Source organism: Ruegeria sp. AL7, from assembly GCF_056536105.1.
This window is the reverse complement of record NZ_JBQFJF010000002.1, coordinates 489,770-514,477: the sequence shown is the minus strand read 5'-3', so window position 1 is coordinate 514,477 and position 24,708 is coordinate 489,770. Positions and strand designations below refer to the sequence as shown.

Below are 24,708 nucleotides of genomic sequence, written 5' to 3'. Positions count from 1 at the left end.
GGGAGGGCAGAAAATGACTGACGGAAACACTGACCGTGTCCTGAGTGAACTTCGCAACCTGAAAGGCTTTGAGGACACCTCAGCACAAAACAGCGAAATCAAGCGGCTGGGTGGGTTGACCAACCTGGTCTACAGAGTGGAAACCTGCGGACACACCATGATCGTTCGCATCCCCGGAGACGGCACCGCGGATTATATCGATCGTGGCGTTGAGATTCACAATGCCAAGGTCGCAGCCGAAGCTGGTATCGGTCCCGCTGTGCTTTGGGCGGATGCAGATACCGGTGTGATGATCAGTGACTGCATTGACGATATCGTCACCATGACACCCGAGCTTTTCGCGACGCGCACCGGAGCGGCTGCGCGTGCCGGGCATGCCCTGCGGCAACTACACGAGTCACCCCGCCCTTTCGAGTTCCGGTTCGAACTTTTTTCGATGATCGATGAATATCTGAAAGTCCTGGCAACAAAGGATATTTCCCTGCCCGAAGGCTATACTGAAATCGTCGCCGAAGCGGCGCCGATCAAACAGCTGCTGCAAGACAAGCCGGGCGCGCTGGTTCCCAGCCATTGCGATCCGCTTTGCGAGAACTTTCTCGACAACGGTGACCGTATGTGGATCGTGGATTTCGAATATTCCGGGATGAATGATGCTCTTTGGGACCTCGGCGATTTATCAGTCGAAGCAGGGCTGACCGAGAAGCAGGAAATCGAAATGCTGACCTCCTATTTTGGCGCGGCACCAACAGCGGCTCAATTCGGGCGAATGGTGATCTACAAGGCGATGTGCGATCTTCTGTGGACACTCTGGGGCTTGATCCAACATGCTGATGATAACCCGGCCGAAGATTTCTGGGCCTATGCTACGGGTCGGTTCGACAGGTGCAAGGCACTGATGTTCAATCCTGCTTTCGCAGCCCATGTTCAGGCAGTTGCGAACGAATAGTGCAGATGGATAAGTTGCGATCTCTTGATGAATGACTGGCATGTGGAAATGAAAAATGGTTCGGACAAATGGGATTCGAACAGGTTTCACGGTAGGCTCTTTGAGGGGCCGCAACGTCCCCAAAACGGCAGTTAAAATGCTGTGCTGTTCTACCTGAGGCACAGTTTCCTGTCGTGATCGAACAGATATCATAGCTGAATGCGGTCCGAGAGTTGATCTGGCGACCTCAACATACGGGTTGCGATTTTCCACCGTTGGTCTTTGCACGGGGCACATTTGAAGGAACGCTAAGTGCAGAATTCCTGGCGCTTGGGCCAAACGTATATCAACGCAACAGGTACGCGGGCGTTTCTACGCCCCTTCTTGAATGATGGCGTCAAAATCACTGATTTCCTTCTGTGCGCGCGGTGAAGTAAGTCGACTGCAACAAGGTCCCCTGTCAGATCTGAGTCTGTCATAGCGGCGGGCTGATTTGGCTAGGTTCCTCACACGTGTTCGCCAAGACAACGCCTCTCATTCAGAAACTTGTAGCGACACGAAGGACCGAACCAAATTTGCTTTTCAGGGTCAAAAACGCTTTTAGTAGAAACTTAGCCAATGATAACCGTACCGGTTATGAAGTTCGCCTAGGTAAGCGAATCGCTGTCCCCTTCGGACACTGGTACAGGATTTGCTGAAACAAGGCCTTTGAGAGCTGTCGAGCTCTACCACTAGAGAAGAAATGATGGATCAGAAAAATCACCCGTCTCAACTGGGGAAAGCAATTCGACGCCGCCGGAAAGCGCTTGGCAAAACACTTGTCGAAGTTGCGGATGAAGCTGATTTGACGACAGGGTTCATATCGCAGGTTGAACGCGGCATTAGTGCCCCGTCCCTGTCTTCGCTTATGGCAATTGCTGCATCTTTGAAGACCAGCATTGAACAGCTAGTCAGCGTTCCCGAGGAGTACACCGAATACGTTCGCAAAGATCGACGTCAAACCTATGCTTTGGGAGTCAACGGGCGGTTCTATGAAAAGTTGGGTCCGGGGTTTTCGGGCGCGCTTTTGTATCCTTGTATTGTTCATCGCCCTGCGGGTCACATGTCCGAGAAAATGTGTCACGAAGGCGAGACCTTTTGTTATCTGATTTCGGGTCAGTTGGAATATCATCTGGGTGACGAAGTCCACATCATGTCGAGCGGTGACACGATACATCACGACGCGTCCAAGCCGCATTATTCGATCGTTCTAGGAGATACCGAAGCGGTTGAATTGTGGGTGGATACGACGCCGATCAAAAATACGTCCAAGTAATCGCACCGGCTGAACAGCTCACCGAAAGTTCTCCGAATTCTATCGCGGGGCCGCACTTGAAAGTGCTGCCCCGAACGTTGTGGCGCGCCCTGAAATTCTCAATCAATACTCCTGTGAGCGCAATACACAATTTACACATTACTAAAAAAAGTTTTAGCAGCAATGAAATTAATGTATAACACCTTCACGCGATGGAGAATCGCTTTGGGAGGAACTCATCAATGAAACGTAATTTGATGGCAGCGACTGCCGTCGTGGCCACTGCAATGGCCCTACCTTTGTTTGCACAAGAGCGTGGTGGCATTCTGAATTTCGCCAGATATGACGGATCAAACCTGATTGACCCTATTTATGCAGATCGAAACCCTGACATCTGGATGGTTGGCAGCCTTTTCGACACGCTTTTGCGCCCCAGTGAAGATGGGAACTCTGTCATCCCAGGACTGGCCGAAGAATACAGTATCTCCGACGATGGACAGTCTGTATCGCTCACCTTGCGCAGCGGCGTCTCGTTTTCGGATGGAACACCTTTGACCGGAGAAGACGTTGTCTTTTCGCTGGATCGCGCCCGCAATCCCGATCTGAGCCCATGGGCTGGGCTTCTCGGATCCATCGACAATGTAAGCGCGGAAGGAAACGTCATCTCGATCAGCCTGAAAGCGGCTGACCCGACAATCCTCTCTATGCTTGCCACTTTCACAACCGGCATTGTCTCCAAAGCCGTCTTTGAGGCGGCCGAAGGTTCAACAGACCAGGAAAAGTCCGCCGCAATCTTTGCAGCCAAAGGCCCCGGTGTCGGGTCCGGCCCCTTCTATCTGTGTGGATTTGAGCAGGGAACTTCCATGGAGTTCTGTGCCAACAAGAATTATTGGCGCAAAGGATCCGACGGCAAAGCGCTGCCCTACCTGGACGGCGTGCATTTCGAGATCATACCCGATGACGCAACCCGGATTCTGAAGCTTCAGGCCGGTGAGGTGGATGCCGCCGAGTTCATTCCCTTTTCACGTGTGCCGGAGCTTGAAGCAGACCAAGCGATCAACATGAACCTCTATCCGTCCACACGGATCATATATTCGCCGATCAACACGCGTGAAACCCGTGCTGACGGATCGCCTAACCCTTTGTCAGACGCTCGGGTACGGCAAGCACTCAACTATGCCACCAACAAAGAGGCACTGATCGGGCTTGTGCTGCAAGGCGCCGGCAAGCCAATGACGTCGCCTTTGATGGCGGCGGCGACCCAGCTTTCCGCAAATCTTGATCCGTTGTATGCCTACGACCTTGACAAGGCGAAAGCTCTGATCGCCGAGGCCGGCGTAGCGCCAGGAACCGAAATCACCTTTACGACTTTGGCTGGCTCTGCGGATGACAGCACAATATTTGCGGCTCTTCAGCAAATGTGGGCTCCGTTGGGGATAAACCTGTCAGTCGAACAGGTGGATGGACCGACACGTGGCGCCAAGAACCGCTCGGGTGAGTTTGACATCCACACCTATGGTTGGGTGAACGACGTAAACGACCCCAGCCAGGTCGTAGGCTGGTTGGGTCATACACCTACGGCCAATGCGGTCGGTACTGGTTGGGAAAACGCGGAATTCAACGCTCTGTTTGAGGCTTCGGCAACCGAAATCGACGCCGAAAAAAGAGCGGCCCAGTATGCTGAAATGCAGGAAATATATGCAGATGCTGCCCCCTTGCTTTTCATGTATGAGACGCCCTTTGCGGTGGCCGTTTCGACCAGCGTGGATGGATACGTTCAGACACCACTGGGAAACAACGTCTTCGATCAGGCGACCGTCAGCCGCTGATCGCTAAAATGCCGCCGGCAGTACCTGCCGGCGGTTCTTTTGACGGAGGCCTTGATGGCAACCCTTCAATACACGTTCAAACGCTTGCTGTTGATGATCCCCACATTCATCCTCGTGATGATCATCATCTTTGTTCTGGTTCGTCTCCTGCCGGGGGACCCGGCCATCGCCATCGCAGGAGATCGGGCATCGGATGCGGATCTTGCTGCTATCCGCGAACGGTTGGGACTGAACGAGCCGCTTTTGGTACAGTTCTGGCTGTTTCTGACAAATACGCTGCAAGGCGATTTGGGCCGGTCAATCCTGATGCGCGCACCGGTAACTGAAGTCATCATCAACCGTCTTCCGACCACGGCTTTTCTGACGATCTATGCTGTCCTCATGTCTTTGTTGATTGCAGGACCACTGGCATTTGTTGCAGCTCTGAACCGCGGACGGTGGCCTGACGCAGTGATCCGCACGGTTTTCCAGGTGGGGCTGTCGATGCCTGTGTTTTACATCGGTCTGATTCTGCTAACCTTTCTTGCCGCACAGCTCAGGTGGTTTCCAGTCGGCGGCTACGGCGACACCTTTGGCGACAGGCTTTATCACCTGTTCCTGCCTGCCGTAGCGGTGGCGTTATATACCTCGGCGATCATCATGCGAAATCTGCGTGCTGCCATCATCGAGGTTCTGGATGCTGAATACGTTCAGTTTGCCCGAGCCAAGGGTTTGCCTGACAGGCTGATTTTGGGACGCCATGTGCTGCGTAACGCGCTGATTTCGACCGTTACACTTTTGGGTCTGTCCATCGGCAACCTCATGAGCGGAACACTGGTTACCGAAACAGTTTTTGCCGTGCCTGGTGTCGGACGCTTGATGCTTGAGGCGATTTTCGCGCGCGACTACCCGCTTATCCAGGGATTGACGCTGACCTTTGCGGTTCTGGTCTCGGTCGTATTCCTGCTTACGGACCTGTTTCAAAGCTCGTTGGACCCGAGGATGCGATTGACATGACCAACACTGCCACTTCTCCTGTTGGGGCGGGTGAGCCGCCAAGGACGCGCATGCCAGCGGCGCTACGAAAACCGGGTTTTATAATAGGCCTTTGCATCATTGGAATGTCGACTTTGCTTGCGATCATGCCAAATGCTTTCGTCCCCTATGATCCCAATTTCATTGATTATAACGCGGTTCGCCAGCCACCAAGCTGGGCCCATCCCTTCGGCACCGACCTGCTGGGGCGCGACAGTCTGAGCCGCGTTATTTCAGCCTATTCGGTAAACATGCAGATGGCAGTCCTTGCCACAGTCTTTGCCCTGATCATTGGCGTCGTGGTTGGCGCACTTGTCGGCTACTACCGCGGAATTGCCGATATGATCTTCGGGCGTGTCGTAGACGCGATCATCACGTTCCCATTTCTGGTTCTTGTTATCGCGGTCGTCGCCGTGCTTGGGCCGGGTTTGGTCAATATGTACATTGCGATAACGGTTGTTGGTTGGGTCTACTATGCCCGGTTAATGCGGGCCGAGGTCATCGCGCAGATGGGAAACGACTATGCTGCTGCTGGCATCGTCATGGGATACTCTGACAGGCGCATTATCTTTCGCCACCTTCTGCCGAACGCGATCACGCCGGTTATCGTTTACTGGATGACGGACATGGCACTGGCAATTCTGCTGGGTTCGTCGCTGGGTTATCTGGGTCTTGGCGCACAGCCACCGCAGGCGGAATGGGGTGTCCTGATCGCGGAAGGACGCAATTTTATCACAACGGCCTGGTGGTTGAGCCTGATGCCCGGCATCGCGATCGTTATCACAGGTCTTGGATTTTCCCTTGTTGGCGATGGGTTAGCAGACCTGCTCAGGCCACGTGGGTAAGGAGTTGACAATGACAGGCAATCAGCAACCTATCCTCGAAGTCAAAAACCTGAGTACAACCTTCTGGAAGGAAGGGACCCCTCTGCCAGCTGTGCGAGACGTAAGTTTTTCCGTTCGACGTGGCGAAGTGCTGGGATTGGTCGGTGAAAGCGGTTCTGGCAAGAGTGTCACTTTGCGTTCGGTTCTGGGACTGTCGCGGCGCTATGGTGAAGTCACAGGAGTCGTGAATTGGCAGGGGCAAAACCTTGTTTCGCTTTCCGAACGAAAACTGAGGCGCATTCGCGGTGGCGAAATTGCGATGATCTTTCAAGAGCCGATGACATCGCTTAACCCGTTGTTGACGGTTGGCATGCAGCTGACCGAGACGTTGAAAGCGCATACCGACCTCAGTCGCGCAGCGCGCCGTGATCGGGCGGTTGAGATGCTGGATCATGTAGGGATTCCATCTGCTGCGTCACGTTTGGACGAATACCCACATCAGTTTTCTGGTGGTATGCGGCAGCGCGTTATGATCGCGATTGCTCTGGCAGCAAATCCGAAACTGTTGCTTGCCGATGAACCAACCACCGCATTGGACGTAACAATTCAGGCACAGATTCTTGATCTGATCCTGTCCTTGGCCGATGAGCTTCAAATGGGCGTGGTTCTTGTCACGCATGATTTAGGTGTGGTCGCTCAGACCTGTGAATCCTTGGCGGTCATGTATGCCGGGCGGGTGGTTGAACAGGGGGCTGTGCGTCAGGTTTTGAATGCACCACGCCACCCTTATACCGTAGGGCTGATGCGGTCTGTTCCTCAGAATGTGCCGCCGCGTACACCACTCTATTCGGTGCCGGGCACGCCTCCGAGTCTTGAGAAGTTGCCGGTCGGATGCGCCTTTGCCCCAAGGTGTCAGAGCACCATCGACGCGTGCCTGAACGCGCGTCCGCCTTTGTCGGCGATATCCGAAGGCCGTCATGTGGCGTGCTTCAATCATGTGCCCGCAGCTCAGGGAGACGTCGCATGACAGATACGGTCATGGAGATAAATGATGTGGGTCTTCAATTTCATTTGTCACGGTCGGTTCTTGACCTGATCAGCCAGCGACCCGGGCGGGTTGTCAACGCGCTGAACGGTGTTAGCCTCGAGCTCAAGCGAGGAGAAACACTGGGAGTTGTCGGTGAGTCCGGCTGCGGTAAGTCCACACTTGCACGTTGCATAGTTAGGCTCCACCAGCCTCAGACCGGCAGTATCCGTTTCACTGGAAAAGATATCTTTGACCCGAAATATCGTAACGAGCGCGATTATAATCGTCGCGTTCAGATGATGTTTCAGGATCCTTATTCGTCCCTGAACCCCCGCATGACGACTGGTCAGATTCTGTCCGAGGCTCTTAGTGTTCACAAGATGCGCCCCGAGAGTGAAATCCCCTCGCGTGTTATGGAACTGTTGGATCTGGTATGCCTGCCACAGGACGCCGCAAACAAATTACCGCACGAGTTTTCGGGGGGCCAGAGGCAACGAATTGCGATCGCTCGCGCACTGGCAGTCGAGCCGGAAGTTTTGATTGCCGACGAACTGGTTTCCGCGCTGGACGTTTCAGTACAGGCACAAGTGGTCAATCTTCTGCTTGAATTGCAGGACAAACTGAACCTCACAATTCTGTTCGTCGCACACGACTTGCGACTTGTACGTCACGTCTCGAACCGGGTGGCTGTGATTTATCTGGGCCGGATTGTGGAGATCGGCGACAGTGAAACCTTGTTCTCCGATCCCTCACATCCTTACTCCCAAGCTCTGCTCAGCGCCGCGCCTTCGCTTGATCCGGATGACAAGGGGAACGTCATTCGACTGGAAGGTGAATTGCCATCACCTATGAACGTACCGCCCGGATGCCCGTTCCACGTGCGCTGCCGCTTTGCCACAAGCCTGTGTCAGCGCGACGTTCCCGCACTCAGACAATTTGGGGGTTTTGGAGAAGTCGCCTGCCACCACGCGGAAGAGATCAAAGCAAATGCTGGATAGGTTTCACTTATGTCCGAGCGAGAGAATTTCGCTGTTCCGTGACCAACTGATTGTGCAGGACCTGGATGCCTTTGTACTACCGCGATTTGATGCTCATCAAGGTGAATACGTCGCACCGCATGACGAACGTCTGGCGTATCTGACCGGGTTCACCGGATCTGCCGGACTTGCTTTTGTAACACCCGAGATCGTCGCTCTTTTTGTCGATGGTCGATACAGCTTGCAGGCTGCGCAAGAGTGCAAAGGCGCGTTGTTCTCTCACCACCACCTTCATGGCGAGACGCCCGAAAAGTGGCTGAGAAAAGAAATGCGTATTGGTTGGCGGCTCGGATTTGACCCGATGCACATACCCCCGTCGTGGTTTGACCGGTTTGACGCAGCTTGCAAGGAAGTAGGCGCAACGATGGTGCCGCAACAAGTCAATCCAGTCGACGCGGTTTGGACAGATCAACCAGCACCACCCTGCGGTCGTGTGACAGTTTTACCGTCGCAAATTGCCGGGAAAAACTGTGCTGAAAAATGCACTAGTCTGGCAAACTATCTGGTTGAGCGACAGGCCGACTTTGTCGTCGAAACACAACCTGACAATATCGCCTGGTTACTGAACATCCGCGGGGCGGATGTTAACTATAATCCGGTAGTTAATTCCTTTCTTCTCGCACATCGCGATGGGGCGCTGGTTTGGTTTGTCGATCCGAAAAAGCTGGATGATTTCGTAGAGGGGGCACTGCCTTCTAATCTTCAGATAGTTCCTCAGGCTGAGTTTTTACCCACGCTCAAGGCCAGCTTTCAGCCAGGTCAGTTTGTTTTGGCTGATCCGGATTTCTCACCTGTCGCGGTAAGGCAAACCATTGAAGAAGCCGGCGCGAAGCTTGGTTCTGAACGCAGTGTGATTACCCTGACTAAGGCATTGAAAAACACGATAGAACTGGAGGGTCTTCGAACCTGCCATTTCATCGACGGAATTGCGTGGGCAGAATTTGGGGCCTGGCTTGCAAACACCGTTCCCGTTCGCGCCGAAAGTAGTGACCCCCTGACCGAGCGTGAAGCAGAGCAAAAACTGAGGGCGCTGCGTTGCGCACAACAAGGTTTCCTTGATGACAGTTTTCACGCGATCTCAGCAGCAGGCGTGAACGCGGCGATGTGCCACTATAGCGCAACCGCGGATCGGAATGATCCTATCCGACCGGATCAAACCTATCTTATGGACAGCGGCGGACAATACGAGACTGGCACAACCGACACCACCCGGTGCTACGCTTTTGGATCACGACCGGAAGGGTATGATGAGGCATACACGGCAGTCTTCAAGGCCTTCTATGCCTTGGCCACCTTACGGTTCCCACCTGGTACCCAAGGACACCATATCGACGGGATCTGTCGTCGCCCGTTGTGGGACCTCGGGCTGGACTATGACCATGGGACCGGTCACGGCATCGGCCATCGACTGTCAGTGCACGAACACCCGCAGAGAATAGGAAAACCCTATAACCCGATTGATCTGGAACCGGGCATGGTCATGTCGATTGAACCGGGGTTTTACAAAGCCGCCAGCTTCGGCATCCGCATAGAAAATGTCTTTGAGGTCGTCACAGAAGACAACGGTTTCCTCGCCTTCCGCAATATGACTTTTGTGCCAATTCAGACTGACATGCTGATTGTTGAAAACCTGACTCAGGCCGAACGGCACTGGTTAAATCAATATCATCGTCAAATCAGACAGATGCTTTCACCGCGATTGAGTGAGCCTGCAAAGGGGTGGCTGACAAAAGTGACGACTGCAATCTGAAACACGAAACGAACTATTGGCCGGGCTGTATACTGCTGTGCGGCGAAACGAATGGCAACGTTTCCAACTGTCAGAATACCAAACCAATGACGGTTCGCGTGTGGCGTAAGAATAATAAGATCTGCCGAGATCGCCGAAACGGGTGGTTTTGGTCACAATAAGGGTTGGTAAGGATGCCAGATTTATCAGAATATAGCCGGTTGGCCCGTGAAATCTCTGTCGATGCCGTGGCATTGGTGCCGGGTCCGAATTTCGACCGAGCCATGGGCAAGTCTTTCATGACCAACGAACGCCCCATCGTGGTTGTGATCCCCGCATCAGGAGAACCCGCTGCCGTTGTTCCAAATCTGGAACTTGGCTCGTGGGATCAATTAAGGTTCGAAGGAGCGGTATTCGATTGGCGGGATGAGGCGGGTTACAAAGGGGCTTTCACCGCTTTGGCGAACCACCTGAGCATCGCGTCCCTTGCAGTTGAAGGGCAGGTCATGCGTGTTTTTGTCTCTGACGCGCTGACCGAAGCTATGCCTGGGTTACAAATAACTGATGCGGAACACCAAATCTCGAACCTGCGACTGATCAAGTCCAGCAAGGATGTGGCCTCCATGCAAGCTGCGATCACCATCTCGGAACGTGCGCTTGAGCGGGTTATCGGAACGGTACACGCAGGTCAGACCGAGAAACAGATCGAACAGGATTTGATCCAGGCAATGTTTGCCGAAGGCGCCGATTCTCTGGCCTTTACACCGATTGTGGTCGCTGCCGACAACTCGGCCCGACCACATGGGAAAGCGCGTATGGATTATCGGATTCAAACCGGCGATGCGCTGCTCTTTGACTTTGGCGCGCGCAAGGATGGATTTGTCGCGGATATCACGCGAACCTTTTTCGTTGGCGAAGTCTCAGATGAGGGCAAGGCTGTCTACGAAACTGTATTGCGAGCAAATCAGATGGGTCTGAACGTGTGTCGCCCCGGTGTGACGGCCCATGATATCGATGATGCTGTCATCGGCGTTCTTGAAGCATCCCCTTTCGCCAATCGCATCCGCACCAAGACAGGCCACGGATTGGGTCGGGATGTGCACGAGGCTCCATATATCATGCGCGGAAACAACCAGGTAATGCGCGCAGGCATGGTCTGGACCAACGAACCGGGTCTGTATGACCTAGGCAATTTCGGTGTCCGTATTGAAGATGACGTCTTGGTCACAGAAGACGGATGCCTATCACTGACCAGTTTCCCGAAAGAGCTTATTGTCCTGGGGGCGGGACGTCGATAACCGGGCTGTCCCAGCCACACGGTTGGGGTCAGTGAATGGCAGCCAACATGATGCGGGTTGGATATGTCGCAAAGCACTGATTGTGAGGCATTGTCTTGGCAATCGCAGGGCACGGGTTCCCCTTCTACCATGTCTTATCAAGTACAGGAAGTTGGGCTATTGTACCTAGCATTGCGCCTACACATGACGCGTCTAAAGCGCTGGCAACCGGTTTCATATGGATGTTGCGAATTACAGGCAAAAAGACGCGTTGACCACAAACCTGAAAGGTGACCCATGTCTTTCTCAAGCCGTTCTTCAATTTCGCGACGCCGCTTCCTTGCCACGACAACCGCTGGTGCGGCGGCAATTACCCTGCACCCGTTTTCGGTGGCGGCGGCCAATAGTCAGGCGCATCTGCGCATCATGGAAACCACCGATATCCATGTCCATGTGTTTCCTTATGATTATTATGCGGACAAACCCCGCGACACGGTGGGCCTGTCCCGCACAGCTTCGATCATCAACGAAGTCCGATCTGAGGCGACAAACTCGATCTTGGTGGACAACGGCGATTTTCTGCAAGGCAATCCGATGGGCGACTACATCGCTTACGAGCGCGGCATGAAGGACGGCGACAGCCATCCCATCATCACGGCCTTCAATACGGTCGGGTATGATGCCGCGACGCTGGGCAATCACGAGTTCAACTACGGTCTGGAGTTCTTGGACAAGGCTTTGGCCGGTGCCGAGTTCCCTGTTGTTCTGGCAAACGTCGCCAAGGAAAAAGGTGCAAACCCGCGTGACGACAAGACCCTTGTTCAGGCCTATGCCATTCTCGACCGTGAAATCGAGATGGGCGACGGCACCAAACATCCGATCAGGATCGGTGTCATCGGTTTTACCCCGCCACAAATCGTGAACTGGGACCGCAGGCACCTGGAGGGCAATGTTCAGGCCCGCGATATCGTCGAGACGGCTCAGGCCTATGTGCCCGAGATGAAGGAACAGGGATGTGACCTGATCATCGCCCTGTCGCATTCGGGGATCGGGGGGGCCGATCATGAGGACGGCATGGAAAACGCATCGGTGGTTCTGGCAGGGGTCGACGGGATCGACGCGCTGGTCACCGGCCACAATCACCTGGTTTTCCCGTCACCGACATTTGCTGACCGCCCCGGGATCAACGTGGAAAAAGGCACGCTGATGGGCAAACCTGCCGTCATGGGCGGTTTCTGGGGGTCGCATCTTGGCCTGCTGGACCTGCTTTTGGAACGGGACGGCAATGAATGGCGCGTCGTTACCACAACTTCCGAGGCGCGACCGATTTCCAAACGTAACGAAGATCGATCAATCACCGCTCTGGTCGAAGATGATCAGAAGGTTCTGGAATCGGTTGCGAAAGCTCATGACGAAACGCTGGCCTATGTTCGGCGCGCGGTCGGCAAGACCTCGGCCCCGCTGCACAGCTATTTTGCGTTGGTCGCGGATGATCCGTCTGTGCAGATCGTCTCAATCGCGCAGAAATGGTATGTCGAAGACATGCTGAAAGGCACCGAGCATGAAGGGCTGCCAATCCTGTCTGCGGCAGCACCGTTCAAGGCTGGTGGCCGAGGGGGTCCGGAGTATTACACCGATGTCCCGGTCGGGGACGTTGCCATCAAGAACGTGGCCGATCTGTACCTCTATCCAAACACGGTCCGCGCTGTTCGCGTGAACGGGGCGCAGGTGCGTGGCTGGCTGGAACGCTCGGCCGGTATGTTCAATCAGGTCGAAGCTGGGTCCAAGGATGCGATCCTTCTGAACCCCGAGTTCCCATCGTACAATTTCGACGTGATGGACGGTGTGACCTATCAGATCGACCTGTCGCAACCGTCGCGCTTTGGACCAAAGGGCGAAGAGGTGAACCCCGACGCAGCACGGATCGTGAACCTTGCCTTCAATGGCGCGCCTGTTACGGATGACATGGAGTTCATCATTGCCACCAACAATTACCGTGCATCCGGTGGTGGCGCGTTCCCGGGCGCAATGGGCGACACGATCGTGTTCGAAGCACCGGACACCAACCGCGACGTCATTGTGCGCTACATTGTCGAACAGGGCACAATCGATCCCAAAGCGGATGCCAATTGGTCGTTTTCGCCGCTGGCGGACACCACGGTGTTGTTCGAGACGGGTCCAAAAGCCCGCGACTATATGGGCGACGTCAAAGGTGTGGCAATCGAGGACGCCGGGGAAGGCGCCGACGGTTTCGCAGCCTTCCGCATTAAGCTCTGATCCAAAAGAAATGTCGCAACGATAACCTGACCCGCCACCTTGGTAACTCGGTGGCGGGTTTGCGCTGAACACCCGTACAGCTCGAAGGCACTGCCCCTGCAGAGTCAGATGCTACATTTTCAATTCGCGTTCCCGACAAGCGTCGTGGCGGCAGGTCATAGAACTTAGCGAACCGTTTGATCGCCAACTGAACTTCTGCGCTCCCAGTTCTGTCAAAGAAGCTGAATGGGTGAAGGCAGGGGCAAGTTGGTGAAATCTGTATTCAAGGATCTCGCGGCAAAGGGAGATTGAATATCCTATGGCAGGTAAAAAGTAGTCGCCTGCTGAACGGCATCTTGTTTCTCAGTTTTTTGCAAAGACCACGGACTGCGATCTGTAGAGCACAGCAACAAAAGGTCTTTCAGCTTCTGAACTACATTCGATACCATGAAAGACTCCGCTCTGTTGATTTTGAGTTCCTGTAATCCCGTCAGTTTGTTCAGTCTCATTTGTACCAGAGGCCGAATTGAAGATTTTGCCTTTCCCGTTACTTTCGTCAGCGTTTTAAGCCTGAGTGCAGTTGGATATTACAACGCCATGGGCCAAATCCAAATTCTATTGTACGCCGTGCGCCATCGGACTCGTTGTCTTACGTCGCACTTTGGGGTCTTCGTCGCTGTCTCGGCCAGCCTCTTTTTACGAACTGGCGAGTTTTGACTGATCCGACGTGTCAACTCTCGGCCTTGATAGCAGCGATCACAATGTCGATTGCGTGGTCCAGATCCGATTGCGAGATGGTCAGCGGCGGCGACAGTGTCAGAACGCATCCCTGACTGATCTTATAGCTCAAACCGGCCTCCAGACAGGCGTAGTAAATCCGTTCGGCACGCGCATTGCCCGGTATCTTTTCAACGCGATCATCAACGATTTCGACCCCGAACATCAAACCCCTTCCCCGGATGTCTCCGACGGCGGGTACGTTCTGAAGTTCGTCCATCAGACGACCAATTGCGTGCTCACCCAGCATGGCCGACCGATGAACCAACCCCTCATCTTCGATGATCTGAAGTGTTGTCAAAGCGGCCCGCGCGGTGACCGGGTTCTTTTCGTGTGTGTAATGACCAATGGCAAAATCCCCGCAAACATCCAAATGTTTGCGAGTAACACATGCGGCAATGGGAAGGATACCACCGCCAAGCGCTTTTCCAAGCGTCACAATGTCGGGAATGATCTCGTCATGTTCAAAGGCGAACATCCTGCCGGTTTTGCCAAGGCCGGTCGGGATTTCATCCATGATCAAAAGCGCGCCGTGACGATTGCACGCCTCGCGCACGGATTTCCAAAACCCCGGCGGTGGCACATAGGGCACCGCACGCATGGGTTCGGCTATGACCGCCGCCACATCTCCTTCACGCTCCAGAACATATTCGACCATTTTCGCGCAGGCCAACCCGCAGGTTTCCGGTCCCGCGTGATTGTATGGGCACCGGTAGCAGGCGAAAGGCGCGACATGTTCAGTCCCCGACAAGAGGGGGCCCGCGATATGACTGCGGAACGTCGCCTCGCCACCGACGCTTGCGGCGCCGAAGCCCGCACCGTGGAAGGCATCCCAGAAGCTGATTGTTTTGAACCGACCGGTCGCGGCACGCGCGATTTTGAGGGCAACCTCGTTGGCGTCAGAGCCGCCAGTGGTAAAGAGCATCTTCCCCAGATCGCCAGGCACGATATCTGCCAGTTTTTCTGCCAAATCCACTGCCGGGTCATTGGTAAAGCGGCGGGGTGCAAAAGGAAGATCATCAAGCTGCGCTTTGATGGCGGCTATCAGACGCGGGTGCCCATAGCCTATGTGGTGCACCGAGTTGCCATGGAAATCCATGTACCGGCGACCCTCCATATCCTCGATCCAGATCCCCTCGGCCTTTGCAATAGTGCTGACGCAGGGTGATGACAGAGATTGATGCAGAAACACATCCGCATCGCGTTTGAGCAGAGGTGCCGACTTCGGTCCCATGGACTTTCGCAACCATGCCTTGCGCGCTTCGGATGTGTTTGATTCCCCTTCCGTGTGGACAATCTGTGGCATGTCCGCTCCTCATTTCTGTCATCAAAAGATGCGGGCCCCAAAAGGCCCGCCAGTATCAGGGAGGATATGAGGCGCCCTTCCCGTCTGTGGGGAAAGGGCGCAAGGTTTAGTTGGGCCAGGGCAGCGAATAGGTTTTGACGTTGGTGAAAAACTTCATCGCCTCGATAACACCCTCCTTCACGCCGTTTCCGCTGTCCTTGATGCCGCCAAAGGGTGACATTTCAATGCGGTAACCCGGCTGTTCCCAGATGTTGCAGGTGCCGACATTCAACCCGTTGATAAAGGCGATGGCCCTGTTCAGGTCATTGGTGCAGACCCCAGAAGACAGGCCGAACTCGGTCGAATTCGAGATCGCCATCACCTCTTCGTCGTTGTCTGGTACGCGCACGATCGGCACGATAGGACCGAAAGTTTCTTCCATCACCAGCTCGCTGTCATGGGGAACCTTGTCGACAACGATAGGCGGCAGCAATGCGCCCTGACGGCCCGGGTGATACAAGATTTCTGCACCCTCTTTCTCAGCCTGCAGAACGCGGTTCTCGAATATCTCCGCGGCTTTGTCGTGGATCACACACCCCAGCTCGGTTTCGGGGTCTTGCGGATCGCCGAATTTGATCTTCTTGGCCTTCTCCAGAACCAGCGGCACAAACTTGTCGGCCACACTTTCCTGCACGAGGATGCGCTTGACTGCCGTACACCGCTGACCGGAGTTTCCGGTCGCACCCGCCACTGCAATTGTTGCGGCTTTGTCCAAATCCGCATCGCTGAGGTCATTCAGAACGATCAGAGGATCGTTACCCCCAAGTTCCAGCGCCTGCCGCTTGTAGACGCCTTTCTCAGCGATCAACTTGCCCACCGGCACACCCCCGGTGAAGGTGATGATGTCGATATGTTCATTGGTGATCATCTCATCGCCAATGTCAGCCGGCCAGCCGGTCACCACTTGGAACATCTCATGCGGCAGGCCTGCTTCATAAAGTATGTCGGCCAATGTCAGCGCAGTCAGCGGCGTCAGTTCCGTGGGCTTGCAAACCATGCAATTATTGGTCGCAATCGACGGCGCGATTTTGTGGCTAACCATATTCAAAGGGTGATTGAACGGGGTGATCGCACTGATTGCTTTCACCGGCTCTCGGGTGGTGAAAATCTTGCGGGCTTTGCCATTGTGGGTCAGATCGCAGGAAAAGATCTCGCCATCGTCCTTTAGCGCCTCAGCCGCCGCAAACTGATAAACATCCTGTGCGCGTTTGGTTTCGTAGATCGCATGCTGGTGGCAGATGCCCAGCTCCAACGTCAGCCATTTCGCAAGGTAATCGCGTTTCTCGCCGATCAGCTCGCCTGCGCGCTGCAAAATCTGGCTGCGCTCGTACCGGGTCAGTTTAGGTTTGTAATTCGCCGCGATTTCGAATGCCCTGCGTGCGTGTTCTGCGGTGCCAGCGGGAACATGGCCCACGACCTCGTTGGTGTACGGGTAAAGAACAGGAATGGTTTCATCGGTAAAGACGATTTCGCCACCGATCCGCATTCCTTCGTTACGTACTTCGATTTTCGACATGGTCTGGTCTTTCATGGCTTACTGTGCCGCCGCTGTAGTTGCGTAGAAAAAGGCATCAAAGTTGCGCAGCACGGGTTGGTTTGGCAGGTCGATGACACGGTTCACGATGAAGGGAACTTCTTGTTCCGTCAAACCACCATGGCTGCGCAGGGGCTCTTTGAGCGCTGCCAGATCGTGGCGATGCTCGGACGTTCCGATGCAAATGTTTTCGCCAGAAACCATCACAATGTCGCCAATCCGATCACCGGGCAATTCGAACCGTTCAATGGCCTGAGCCTTGGTCAGCACATGGGTGATCCCTTCGGTCGCCTTGAGTTTGGCAATGATGTCACTCTGATCCGCGCCATCCGGCAGGTAAGCGGTCGCGAACGAACCCAGTGCACCATGATGCACGACATAGGGGTCAGTGATCGGAAGGATGACCCGCGCCGCATCCTTGCCCAGCCATTCGTCCATCAGGTCCTGCACATAGACGACCGAAGGGGATCCATCTGCCAGGTGCTTAGGCTTCATGCCATGATCAGCCGTCACCACGATGGCGGCCCCCAATGCGTCCAACTCGCCCAGATAGCGGTCGAACATGGCGTAGAAATCAAGTGCGCCCTTTTGATCGGGTGCAAACTTGTGCTGGATATAGTCGGTAGTCGACAAATACATGACGTCGGGCTTGAACTCTTTCAGCAGCTTGACGCCAGCAGCAAAAACGAATTCCGACAGCTCGGCCGAGTATACCTCGGGCACGTCCATACCCAACCATTTGCTGGCATTGTCGATGCCATGTTCCTCAAGCGTCGTTTCGCCCGAACGCTCAGAAGAGAATGCAACCGCCCTGCCCTCGTCAAACTTCAGCCCGGCACCAAGCAGCGCGCGAAGCTTGTCCTTGGCGGTTACCATCGCCACGCGGAAACCTGCATCATAGAACTGTGAGAAGATGGTCGGCGCGCGCAGGAAGCGGACATCGTTCATCATAACCTCTTCACCGGTGTCGGGATCAATAAGGTAGTTGCCGCAGATTCCATGCACGATCGGCGGACGCCCGGTGGCAATCGAAAGATTGTTGGGGTTGGTGAACGACGGAATAACAGAATGCGCCAGACGGTCTGTACCTTCCTCCCGCATCCGTTTGAGGTTGGGCATCAGCCCTTTCGCAATCGCCACGTCGAGGTATTCAGGTTCACATCCATCAAGGCAGATGGCAATTGCGGGCACCTTCGGCGTTGGGTAGACGCGCTCATTTGCTTCGACAGGGGTTTGAATGGTCATCTGTGTTTTCCTTGATTTTTATGCGGCCAACTTGGCGCGTTCTTCCAGTGCCCGGAGAGGAGGCGCAGCGCTTGTCACGCCCATTTCTTCCAGAGATTCTTTTGCAGCGATCACAACTTTACGCATGACATCTTCGTCCATCTGGCCGATGCAACCGACGCGGAAACTGTCGACGACAGTCAGCTTGCCCGGGTAGATAATGAACCCTTTTTCTTTCATCCGGTTATAGAACTGATCAAAAACGAAATTCTCATCAGCCGGGCAGAAGAAGGTAACGATGATCGGGCTCAACCAACGATTATCCAGCAGTGTTTCGAAACCCAGTTCCCGCATGCCCGCGACCATGACGTCCCGGTTGCGGGTATAGCGGGCGCCTCGACCTGCAACACCGCCTTCGGCAGTGTGCGCCCGAAGTGCCTCGATGAAGGCCGCAACCACATGCGTCGGCGGGGTAAACCGCCACTGTCCCGTTTTGTTCATATGCGCCCACTGCGCATACACATCCAGAGACAGCGAATGACTGTTGCCTTTTGCGGCTTCCAGCTCGGTCTTGCGCGCCACGATGAACCCGAAACCCGGAACGCCCTCGATGCATTTGTTCGCCGAAGACACCATGGCCTCGTAACGAATTTCAGTTGGTTTGAGCTCAATCGCTCCAAAGGCGGACATCGAGTCAATCAAGAGCTTGCGCCCGGCGGCATATGTGACCTCCGAAATCTCTTCGACCGGGTTCAGAATGCCCGAGCTGGTTTCGCAGTGAATGGCGACGACATGCGTGATGTCCGGGTCATCCGCGAGAATGCGCGCAACCTCATCACCCCTCGGCGGCAGGTAATCGCCTTTGTCCAACACAACATGATCACGACCCAGGTACTGCAACGTTTGTGCTGAACGCTGCCCGTAGGCACCATTTGCCAATACCAACGCCTTTCCGTCTCGCGGAATAAAGGATGCCAGCATCGCCTCGACGGAAAACGATCCGCTGCCTTGCATCGGTACGCAATCGAACGCGTCGGCACCCTCGCCAAGCAGGTTCAGCAGGCTTGACCGCACCTCCCGCGTCATGGCGCGGAAATCATCGTCCCAGCTACCCCAGTCACGTAACATTGCCTCTTTGACCGCGTAGGACGTTGTCAAAGGACCGGGCGTCAAAAGGTAGGGTTCACCAAGGCGCGGTTGCTCTAATTTTGGTTTGGATGGCGTCATTACCAGGCTCCAGAACAGCGTTTTCAGGAACACAATTGCAGCAACGCTTGCTATATGTGAAATTGCAATTATCAATCTAATCATAAGCGCAGCCTATGAACGCATCTACAGGGAACTGCCATGCGACACAGCCAGTTGAAAGCCTTTCATTACGTGGCCAAACATGGGGGATTCTCCCGTGCGGCAGAGGCTTTGTATCTGACCCAGCCAGCGATTTCCGAGCAGGTCCGAAAACTGGAACAGGATCACGACCTGCTGCTGTTCCAGCGTGAACGAAAACGCGTGAACCTGACGCCCGAAGGCGAACAGCTTTACAGATTCACAAAACAATATTTCGAGATCGAAGATCAGATTGAGGATTACCTCTCTGAAACCAAAGCCGCGATCGATGGTGAATTAAGGATTATTGCCGATTCAGCGCATCACATGACATCTTTTCTAGGTTCGTTCCAAAAGAAATACCCGAAAATCACGATCACTGTGCGATCCGGCAACACCGAAGAAATCCTGGAAGAGCTTCGGTCTTACAATGCGGAAATCGGCGTTGTTGGCAGCCTGTCTCCTGGCAAGGACATGGACGTATTGAATTTGGGGTCCACTGAAATTGTGGCCTTTGCTGCCCGGGGCGTGCTGTTGGCATCCAAACCCACCCTGACCCTGGAGGAGCTTGCCGAGTTGCCCCTGATTTTCAGAGAGCACGGGTCAAAAACACGCGAGAAACTGGAAGAAGCCGCCGAGAAACAAGGTATCAGGTTAAACCCGGCGATTGTTGCTGAAGGCCGAGAGGCCGTTCGCGAACTTGTTGCCTCGGGTGCAGGTATCGGTTTTGTTTCTCAGGCGGAATATGGGCACGATGATCGATTGCGGCAAATCAAATTGAAGGGCGTGAATCTGCAAATGGGTGAGAGCATGATTTCCCTTTCCCAGCGTCGTGACGTCAAGATCATACGTGCGTTTATGGATTTTGCGGAGCGGGTGCATAAGGAGAAGGAAACCCCCGCAGATATGTGATCTGCGGGGGTATTGAGTTTTTTGTGTGGATTACCTGCTGCGCCAGGCCTGTGTGCGGGCCAGGATGCCTTTTGATGCCATCAGATGAAAGATCCGGGCGGCTGCGTTGGTGTAGAAGATCATCATGCCCATTGCGGCTGCGGGTGCGATATCCCCGGCATCATCCATGTTCAGCACCGCGATGGACGCGAGTGTGGTTTTGGGTGAGTAGAGGAACACAACCGCCGACACGGTCGTCATCGCGTTGACGAACAGATAGATCGAGATGTCCAGCACCGCAGGCAGGCAGACCGGCACCGTCACGCGGGCAAACAGCTTCATTGTTGGCTGTTTGAGAGAGGCCGACACCGACTCGAACTCTTTATCCATCTGCTTGAGAGCGGTGACCGCCGTCAGGTGCGATACGGTATAGAAATGCGTCACCGTGCAAACCACCAGGATCGCCATGGTGCCGTAGATCGCATTGAACGGATTGGACGGGTTGTTGAAGAAGAAGATATACGACAGTCCCAGAACCATGCCCGGGATGGCCATCGGCAGCATGGCAAACATCTGAAAGATCGACCGCCCGGTTTTGAAGCCGTTCGATTTTTCCACCAGGTACGCCCCGAAGAAGACAACCGTCGTGCCGATCACCGCCGTCAGGAAAGCCAGTTTGATCGAGTTGAAATACGACCCCCAGCCGCCGCCATCCATCTTGTCGAACTGGTAGTTCTTGAGGCTCAGGCTCAGATCGTAGGGCCAGAACTTGATCAGCGCCGCAAACTGACACACGGCCAGAAGACCAACGATGAACAGGCCGATCAAACTGCAGTAGATCAGGAATATGCGATCAGTCTTTGGGTTTGGTGTTGCCTGATATGGAACCGAACGCGCAGACAGCAGCGCCACCTGCTTGGACTGAACCATCCGGTCGATGGCAAAAGCCAGAATTGCGGGGATGACCAGAACCACCGAGACCACGGCGCCCATCTCAAAGTTCTGCTGGCCGATCACCTGTTTGTAGATATCCACGGCAAGCACGTTGAACTGGCCGCCGATCACCTTTGGCAGGCCAAAATCGGTGATCACCAGATTGAACACGACAAAGGCTGCGGAAATCAGGCCATAGCGCGCGCCGGGTATGGTAACGGTCCAGAATGTCCGCCAGGGGGTTGAGCGCAAGCTGACAGCGGCCTCGTACAACCGCGCATCCGATATCGCGAGCGCGGTCGATATGATCAGGAACGCGTGTGGAAAGGTAAAGAAGACCGATCCGATCACGATGCCTATGGGGCCGTAGATACTGGCGCCGAACAGCAACTCCTTGATCATCCCCTGATTGCCGAACAGGTAGACCAGCGCGATGCCCGGCAGCAGCGAGGGAACCAGAATCGGCGCCATCGCGATCAGGCGAAAGACCCCCTTGAACCGCATGCAGCTTCGGTTCAGCGCATAGGCAAACCAGAACGCCAGCGTCACCGTAACGATTGTGCTGACAACCGAAATCCAAAGGGAGTTCTTGATCGAGTTGAACAGGGCCGGGGTTGAGAAGTAGTTGATGAAGTTGCCCAGACCCCGCGCTTGAACCGGCCGCATCTGCACCCGGCGGAACGTGTTGGAATCAAGCTCGACCCAATCGGTGCCTTCGTTCAAAGTCGACCCGACCAGAAAGCGCCCGGCCTCCGTCGTGTTCCGCATCTGGTACATGACCGGGCTGCGAAAGCTGAAATCCGGAAAGAACCCGGTCACCGGCAAACGCCCGTCCGAGCCGGTTGTCAGATCGGTGTCGGAATACACCCCCAATTGCCTGTTCAGTTCGTCAGCCGTCAGGATCGTTCCGTCGAACACACCCGCTTCATCACTGACCTGAAACTCATACTGGGACAGCTCGACCCGGTAGGTCGAGAAGGACTTGGAAAGCATCGTGTAAAGCGGCAGCGCCAGTGTCACGATCAGATAGAGCGCGATCACCATCATGCTTCCGCGCATCAGGATGTCATCGCGGCTGAGCCTGGGCCTGATATCCGGTCCGACAGGCAATGTGTCGTGATTGGTCGACATCGTGCTCATGCCGCAGCCTCCGGAAGGTCAAACGCCATCAGGCGGTTCTCGGGAAGCTCGATCACCATGCTGCACCCCTCTTCCAGCTCAAGACGACGCACGGCGTTGATCGAAAAATCCGCGATCAGTTCAGAAGATCCGAACCGCTCGTTGTTCAGGCGGCAGCGCCAGAACGAGCCCAGAAACTCCATTTCATCAAGCGTGACCTCGATGCAGTTCCGATTGCCGCCCGTGTCAAGATAACCAGCTTCATGAGGGATGATGTCTTCGGGACGAATGGCTGCGATGACCGGAGTGCCATCATTGAACGTGTGGCTGAGGCAGGCAAAGGTCTTTTCCCCGACGCTCAACCGCCCGCCTTTGGTGACCTGAGATCGGATCTGGTTCATTTCACCGATAAAGTCGGCCACGAACAGGTTGGCCGGTTCGCGGTAGATCTCCGTGGGCGATCCGACTTGTTCAATCACCCCGTGGTTCATCACCACGATGCGGTCGGCCATGGCCAGCGCTTCTTCCTGATCGTGCGTCACCATCACGGTGGTCACACCCAGCTTGCGCTGCAATTCCTTGATCTCATGCCGCAGGTGAACGCGCACCTTGGCGTCCAGCGCCGACAGGGGTTCGTCCAGCAGCAGCAAACCGGGATTGGTTGCAATGGCGCGGGCCAGCGCAATCCTCTGCTGCTGGCCACCGGACAATTGTGCCGGGTATTTCCTGCCCTGATCCGGCAGACCAACAAGGTTCAACAGCTCGCTCACCCGAACTGCGATATCCGACTTGCTGCGGCCCGTGTTTTCAAGGCCAAATGCGATGTTCTTTTCGATCGTCAGGTTCGGGAACAGCGCATAGGACTGAAACACAATCCCGAAATCACGCTCGGACGGGGGCAGGTTGGAGACGTCCTTGCCATCCTGCATAACCGTACCCTTGGTCTGCAGATCCAGCCCGGCAATCGCCCGCAACAAGGTGGTCTTGCCGCAGCCGGACGGGCCAAGGAAACAAATGAATTCACCTTCTTTGATTTCAAGAGAGATGTCCTTGAGTGCCAGAAAGCTGCCGAACGCTTTCCACAAATTCTGGATGCTGAGATACAGTTCACCGGGTGGTGTTTTCTGAAGCACGGGAGAGGTCCTCACATCTGCACCTCGGGCACGACCGATCCTGGCTGGTGCGCGCCGGGTGAGTTGGTTGTGTTGGTGGGAACAAGAGAGTGGAGTGGCGGGCAGGAGAGGCACAAAAAGCCCCTCCTGCCAATGGAATTATTTCGCTTCAGACTTTCCGTCATAGCGAGACTGCCATTCCTTCAGGATTGCCGCGCGATTGTTGGCGGCATACTCGAAATCATTGTTGATCATCGCATCCAGAAGACCTTCTGGGAAGTGTTCAACCGGTTTTGCAACGCCGGGATACGCCACGACCGCATAGCCGGTATTGTACATCTCGTTGGCCTCTTTGGTGACGGTGAAGTCCACCAGCTTCTGCGCGGCTTCCAGATTTGCGGTACCGGCCACAATCGCGGTTGCTTCCATGTCCCAGCCGACGCCTTCCGAAGGCACAATGATTTCCAGCGGTGCGCCATCAGCTTTGGACTTCGCCCCACGGAACGCAAAAGAGATACCAATCGGGATCTCACCCGCCGCCGCCAGTTTGCAAGGCTTCGAGCCGGAATGGGTGTAGCGCGCAATATTCTCGTGCAGCGCATCCATGTATTCCCAGCCACCTTCTTCGCCAAACATTTGAAGCCAGCTGGACACATCAAGGAACCCCGTGCCAGACGAATTCGGGTTCGGCATGATCACCTGATCCTTGTACATCGGATCAGTCAGGTCCTTCCACGAAGTGGGCGGCTTCAACCCGGCCTTTTCCGCCTCAACCGTGTTGTAGCAAACCGAGGCAACCCAGGCGTCCATGCCAACCCAGGCAGGCGGGTTGTCACCATCGACGAATTTCGCATCCAGCTTGTCTACGCCAACCGGGGCATAAGGCTCCAGCATCCCTTCGGATTTCAACAGCAGCAGAGAGGTCGCCGCCAACCCCCAGACCACATCCGCCTGTGGGTTGTCCCGTTCAGCCAGCAGTTTCGCGGTGATGATCCCCGTCGAGTCCCGGACCCAGTTGATCTTGATATCAGGGTTACTCTGGTTGAACGTCTCTGCATACCTCGCCAGATCCTCCGCCTCGACAGCGGTGTAAACTGTCAGTTCCGTCTCCGATGCCGCAACCGTCGCAGTCAGTAAACCGACCGCCAATGCCGAATAAAATGATGTCGTCCGTTTCATGGTTTTCCTCTGTTGGTGAATTGTTTGACAGGTTCGCCATTCTTGCGCGGCGTAAA

Annotated in this window: 18 protein-coding genes; 11 read left to right on the top strand and 7 right to left on the bottom strand. The window is 55.0% G+C overall.

The features are described from left to right. The first annotated feature begins 13 nt into the window (after positions 1 to 13). The 10 genes from ACR3E2_RS19605 to ACR3E2_RS19560 all read left to right on the top strand — a co-directional run bounded on the left by ACR3E2_RS19605 (position 14) and on the right by ACR3E2_RS19560 (position 13,233). Complete coding sequence (locus ACR3E2_RS19605) at positions 14 to 946, top strand: phosphotransferase (RefSeq protein ID WP_480484624.1); 933 nt, start codon at positions 14 to 16, stop codon at positions 944 to 946. 724 nt (positions 947 to 1,670) lie between these two features. Then, positions 1,671 to 2,240: a helix-turn-helix domain-containing protein gene (locus tag ACR3E2_RS19600; protein WP_480477671.1), complete on the top strand. Its 570-nt coding sequence runs from the start codon at positions 1,671 to 1,673 to the stop codon at positions 2,238 to 2,240. Positions 2,241 to 2,461: 221 nt separating this feature from the next. Beyond that, a complete protein-coding gene (locus ACR3E2_RS19595) occupies positions 2,462 to 4,048 on the top strand; it encodes an ABC transporter substrate-binding protein (RefSeq protein ID WP_480484622.1) in 1,587 nt (528 codons plus the stop codon). A 54-nt stretch (positions 4,049 to 4,102) separates the two neighbouring features. Then, on the top strand, positions 4,103 to 5,044 hold the full coding sequence (locus tag ACR3E2_RS19590; protein ID WP_480484621.1) for an ABC transporter permease: 942 nt from the start codon (positions 4,103 to 4,105) through the stop codon (positions 5,042 to 5,044). A 125-nt stretch (positions 5,045 to 5,169) separates the two neighbouring features. Beyond that, positions 5,170 to 5,907 carry an ABC transporter permease gene (locus ACR3E2_RS19585; protein WP_480492857.1) on the top strand — a complete coding sequence of 246 codons (738 nt, stop codon included), beginning with the start codon at positions 5,170 to 5,172 and terminating at the stop codon, positions 5,905 to 5,907. A 10-nt stretch (positions 5,908 to 5,917) separates the two neighbouring features. Continuing rightward, positions 5,918 to 6,913 (top strand): ABC transporter ATP-binding protein, encoded by a 996-nt coding sequence (locus ACR3E2_RS19580; RefSeq protein ID WP_480484619.1) that lies wholly within the window; start codon positions 5,918 to 5,920, stop codon positions 6,911 to 6,913. After that, on the top strand, positions 6,910 to 7,911 hold the full coding sequence (locus ACR3E2_RS19575) for an ABC transporter ATP-binding protein (protein ID WP_480484618.1): 1,002 nt from the start codon (positions 6,910 to 6,912) through the stop codon (positions 7,909 to 7,911). Before ACR3E2_RS19580 ends, ACR3E2_RS19575 begins: the two co-directional genes overlap by 4 nt. After that, positions 7,901 to 9,700 carry an aminopeptidase P family protein gene (locus ACR3E2_RS19570; protein ID WP_480484617.1) on the top strand — a complete coding sequence of 600 codons (1,800 nt, stop codon included), beginning with the start codon at positions 7,901 to 7,903 and terminating at the stop codon, positions 9,698 to 9,700. The genes ACR3E2_RS19575 and ACR3E2_RS19570 overlap by 11 nt, the downstream gene beginning before the upstream one ends. A 173-nt stretch (positions 9,701 to 9,873) precedes the next feature. Then, positions 9,874 to 10,977, top strand: a complete 1,104-nt coding sequence (locus ACR3E2_RS19565; RefSeq protein WP_480484616.1) for a M24 family metallopeptidase — start codon at positions 9,874 to 9,876, stop codon at positions 10,975 to 10,977. Positions 10,978 to 11,253: 276 nt separating this feature from the next. Further along, a complete protein-coding gene (locus ACR3E2_RS19560; protein ID WP_480484615.1) occupies positions 11,254 to 13,233 on the top strand; it encodes a bifunctional 2',3'-cyclic-nucleotide 2'-phosphodiesterase/3'-nucleotidase in 1,980 nt (659 codons plus the stop codon). Positions 13,234 to 13,942: 709 nt separating this feature from the next. Here the strand turns inward: ACR3E2_RS19560 and pbfA are convergent. The 4 genes from pbfA to ACR3E2_RS19540 all read right to left on the bottom strand — a co-directional run bounded on the left by pbfA (position 13,943) and on the right by ACR3E2_RS19540 (position 19,319). Further along, positions 13,943 to 15,295 carry a (R)-1-hydroxy-2-aminoethylphosphonate ammonia-lyase gene (gene pbfA / locus ACR3E2_RS19555; RefSeq protein ID WP_480484614.1) on the bottom strand — a complete coding sequence of 451 codons (1,353 nt, stop codon included), beginning with the start codon at positions 15,293 to 15,295 and terminating at the stop codon, positions 13,943 to 13,945. Between the two features lie 106 nt (positions 15,296 to 15,401). Beyond that, the gene (phnY, locus tag ACR3E2_RS19550) at positions 15,402 to 16,865 is read right to left on the bottom strand and encodes a phosphonoacetaldehyde dehydrogenase (RefSeq protein WP_480477695.1); all 1,464 of its coding nucleotides are present in this window, start codon (positions 16,863 to 16,865) and stop codon (positions 15,402 to 15,404) included. A gap of 3 nt (positions 16,866 to 16,868) precedes the next feature. Then, positions 16,869 to 18,113 (bottom strand): phosphonoacetate hydrolase, encoded by a 1,245-nt coding sequence (gene phnA / locus ACR3E2_RS19545; RefSeq protein WP_480484613.1) that lies wholly within the window; start codon positions 18,111 to 18,113, stop codon positions 16,869 to 16,871. A gap of 18 nt (positions 18,114 to 18,131) precedes the next feature. Then, on the bottom strand, positions 18,132 to 19,319 hold the full coding sequence (locus tag ACR3E2_RS19540) for a 2-aminoethylphosphonate--pyruvate transaminase (RefSeq protein WP_480484612.1): 1,188 nt from the start codon (positions 19,317 to 19,319) through the stop codon (positions 18,132 to 18,134). A 120-nt stretch (positions 19,320 to 19,439) separates the two neighbouring features. Between ACR3E2_RS19540 and ACR3E2_RS19535 the strand changes: the two genes are divergently transcribed. Continuing rightward, positions 19,440 to 20,330 (top strand): LysR substrate-binding domain-containing protein, encoded by an 891-nt coding sequence (locus ACR3E2_RS19535; protein ID WP_480484611.1) that lies wholly within the window; start codon positions 19,440 to 19,442, stop codon positions 20,328 to 20,330. A gap of 30 nt (positions 20,331 to 20,360) precedes the next feature. On the opposite strand, the gene ACR3E2_RS19530 is transcribed toward ACR3E2_RS19535, so the two are convergent. The 3 genes from ACR3E2_RS19530 to ACR3E2_RS19520 all read right to left on the bottom strand — a co-directional run bounded on the left by ACR3E2_RS19530 (position 20,361) and on the right by ACR3E2_RS19520 (position 24,652). Further along, positions 20,361 to 22,382 carry a putative 2-aminoethylphosphonate ABC transporter permease subunit gene (locus tag ACR3E2_RS19530; RefSeq protein ID WP_480484610.1) on the bottom strand — a complete coding sequence of 674 codons (2,022 nt, stop codon included), beginning with the start codon at positions 22,380 to 22,382 and terminating at the stop codon, positions 20,361 to 20,363. Beyond that, positions 22,379 to 23,494 (bottom strand): putative 2-aminoethylphosphonate ABC transporter ATP-binding protein, encoded by a 1,116-nt coding sequence (locus ACR3E2_RS19525; protein ID WP_267365559.1) that lies wholly within the window; start codon positions 23,492 to 23,494, stop codon positions 22,379 to 22,381. The genes ACR3E2_RS19530 and ACR3E2_RS19525 overlap by 4 nt, the downstream gene beginning before the upstream one ends. A gap of 138 nt (positions 23,495 to 23,632) precedes the next feature. Further along, positions 23,633 to 24,652: a putative 2-aminoethylphosphonate ABC transporter substrate-binding protein gene (locus ACR3E2_RS19520; RefSeq protein ID WP_480484969.1), complete on the bottom strand. Its 1,020-nt coding sequence runs from the start codon at positions 24,650 to 24,652 to the stop codon at positions 23,633 to 23,635. Positions 24,653 to 24,708 lie beyond the last annotated feature (56 nt).

Coding starts and splice junctions, on each gene's coding strand:
- ACR3E2_RS19605 (WP_480484624.1), top strand. CDS start 14: ATGACTGACGGAAACACTGACCGTGTCCTGAGTGAACTTCGCAACCTG.
- ACR3E2_RS19600 (WP_480477671.1), top strand. CDS start 1,671: ATGGATCAGAAAAATCACCCGTCTCAACTGGGGAAAGCAATTCGACGC.
- ACR3E2_RS19595 (WP_480484622.1), top strand. CDS start 2,462: ATGAAACGTAATTTGATGGCAGCGACTGCCGTCGTGGCCACTGCAATG.
- ACR3E2_RS19590 (WP_480484621.1), top strand. CDS start 4,103: ATGGCAACCCTTCAATACACGTTCAAACGCTTGCTGTTGATGATCCCC.
- ACR3E2_RS19585 (WP_480492857.1), top strand. CDS start 5,170: ATGCCAAATGCTTTCGTCCCCTATGATCCCAATTTCATTGATTATAAC.
- ACR3E2_RS19580 (WP_480484619.1), top strand. CDS start 5,918: ATGACAGGCAATCAGCAACCTATCCTCGAAGTCAAAAACCTGAGTACA.
- ACR3E2_RS19575 (WP_480484618.1), top strand. CDS start 6,910: ATGACAGATACGGTCATGGAGATAAATGATGTGGGTCTTCAATTTCAT.
- ACR3E2_RS19570 (WP_480484617.1), top strand. CDS start 7,901: ATGCTGGATAGGTTTCACTTATGTCCGAGCGAGAGAATTTCGCTGTTC.
- ACR3E2_RS19565 (WP_480484616.1), top strand. CDS start 9,874: ATGCCAGATTTATCAGAATATAGCCGGTTGGCCCGTGAAATCTCTGTC.
- ACR3E2_RS19560 (WP_480484615.1), top strand. CDS start 11,254: ATGTCTTTCTCAAGCCGTTCTTCAATTTCGCGACGCCGCTTCCTTGCC.
- pbfA (WP_480484614.1), bottom strand. CDS start 15,295: ATGCCACAGATTGTCCACACGGAAGGGGAATCAAACACATCCGAAGCG.
- phnY (WP_480477695.1), bottom strand. CDS start 16,865: ATGAAAGACCAGACCATGTCGAAAATCGAAGTACGTAACGAAGGAATG.
- phnA (WP_480484613.1), bottom strand. CDS start 18,113: ATGACCATTCAAACCCCTGTCGAAGCAAATGAGCGCGTCTACCCAACG.
- ACR3E2_RS19540 (WP_480484612.1), bottom strand. CDS start 19,319: ATGACGCCATCCAAACCAAAATTAGAGCAACCGCGCCTTGGTGAACCC.
- ACR3E2_RS19535 (WP_480484611.1), top strand. CDS start 19,440: ATGCGACACAGCCAGTTGAAAGCCTTTCATTACGTGGCCAAACATGGG.
- ACR3E2_RS19530 (WP_480484610.1), bottom strand. CDS start 22,382: ATGAGCACGATGTCGACCAATCACGACACATTGCCTGTCGGACCGGAT.
- ACR3E2_RS19520 (WP_480484969.1), bottom strand. CDS start 24,652: ATGAAACGGACGACATCATTTTATTCGGCATTGGCGGTCGGTTTACTG.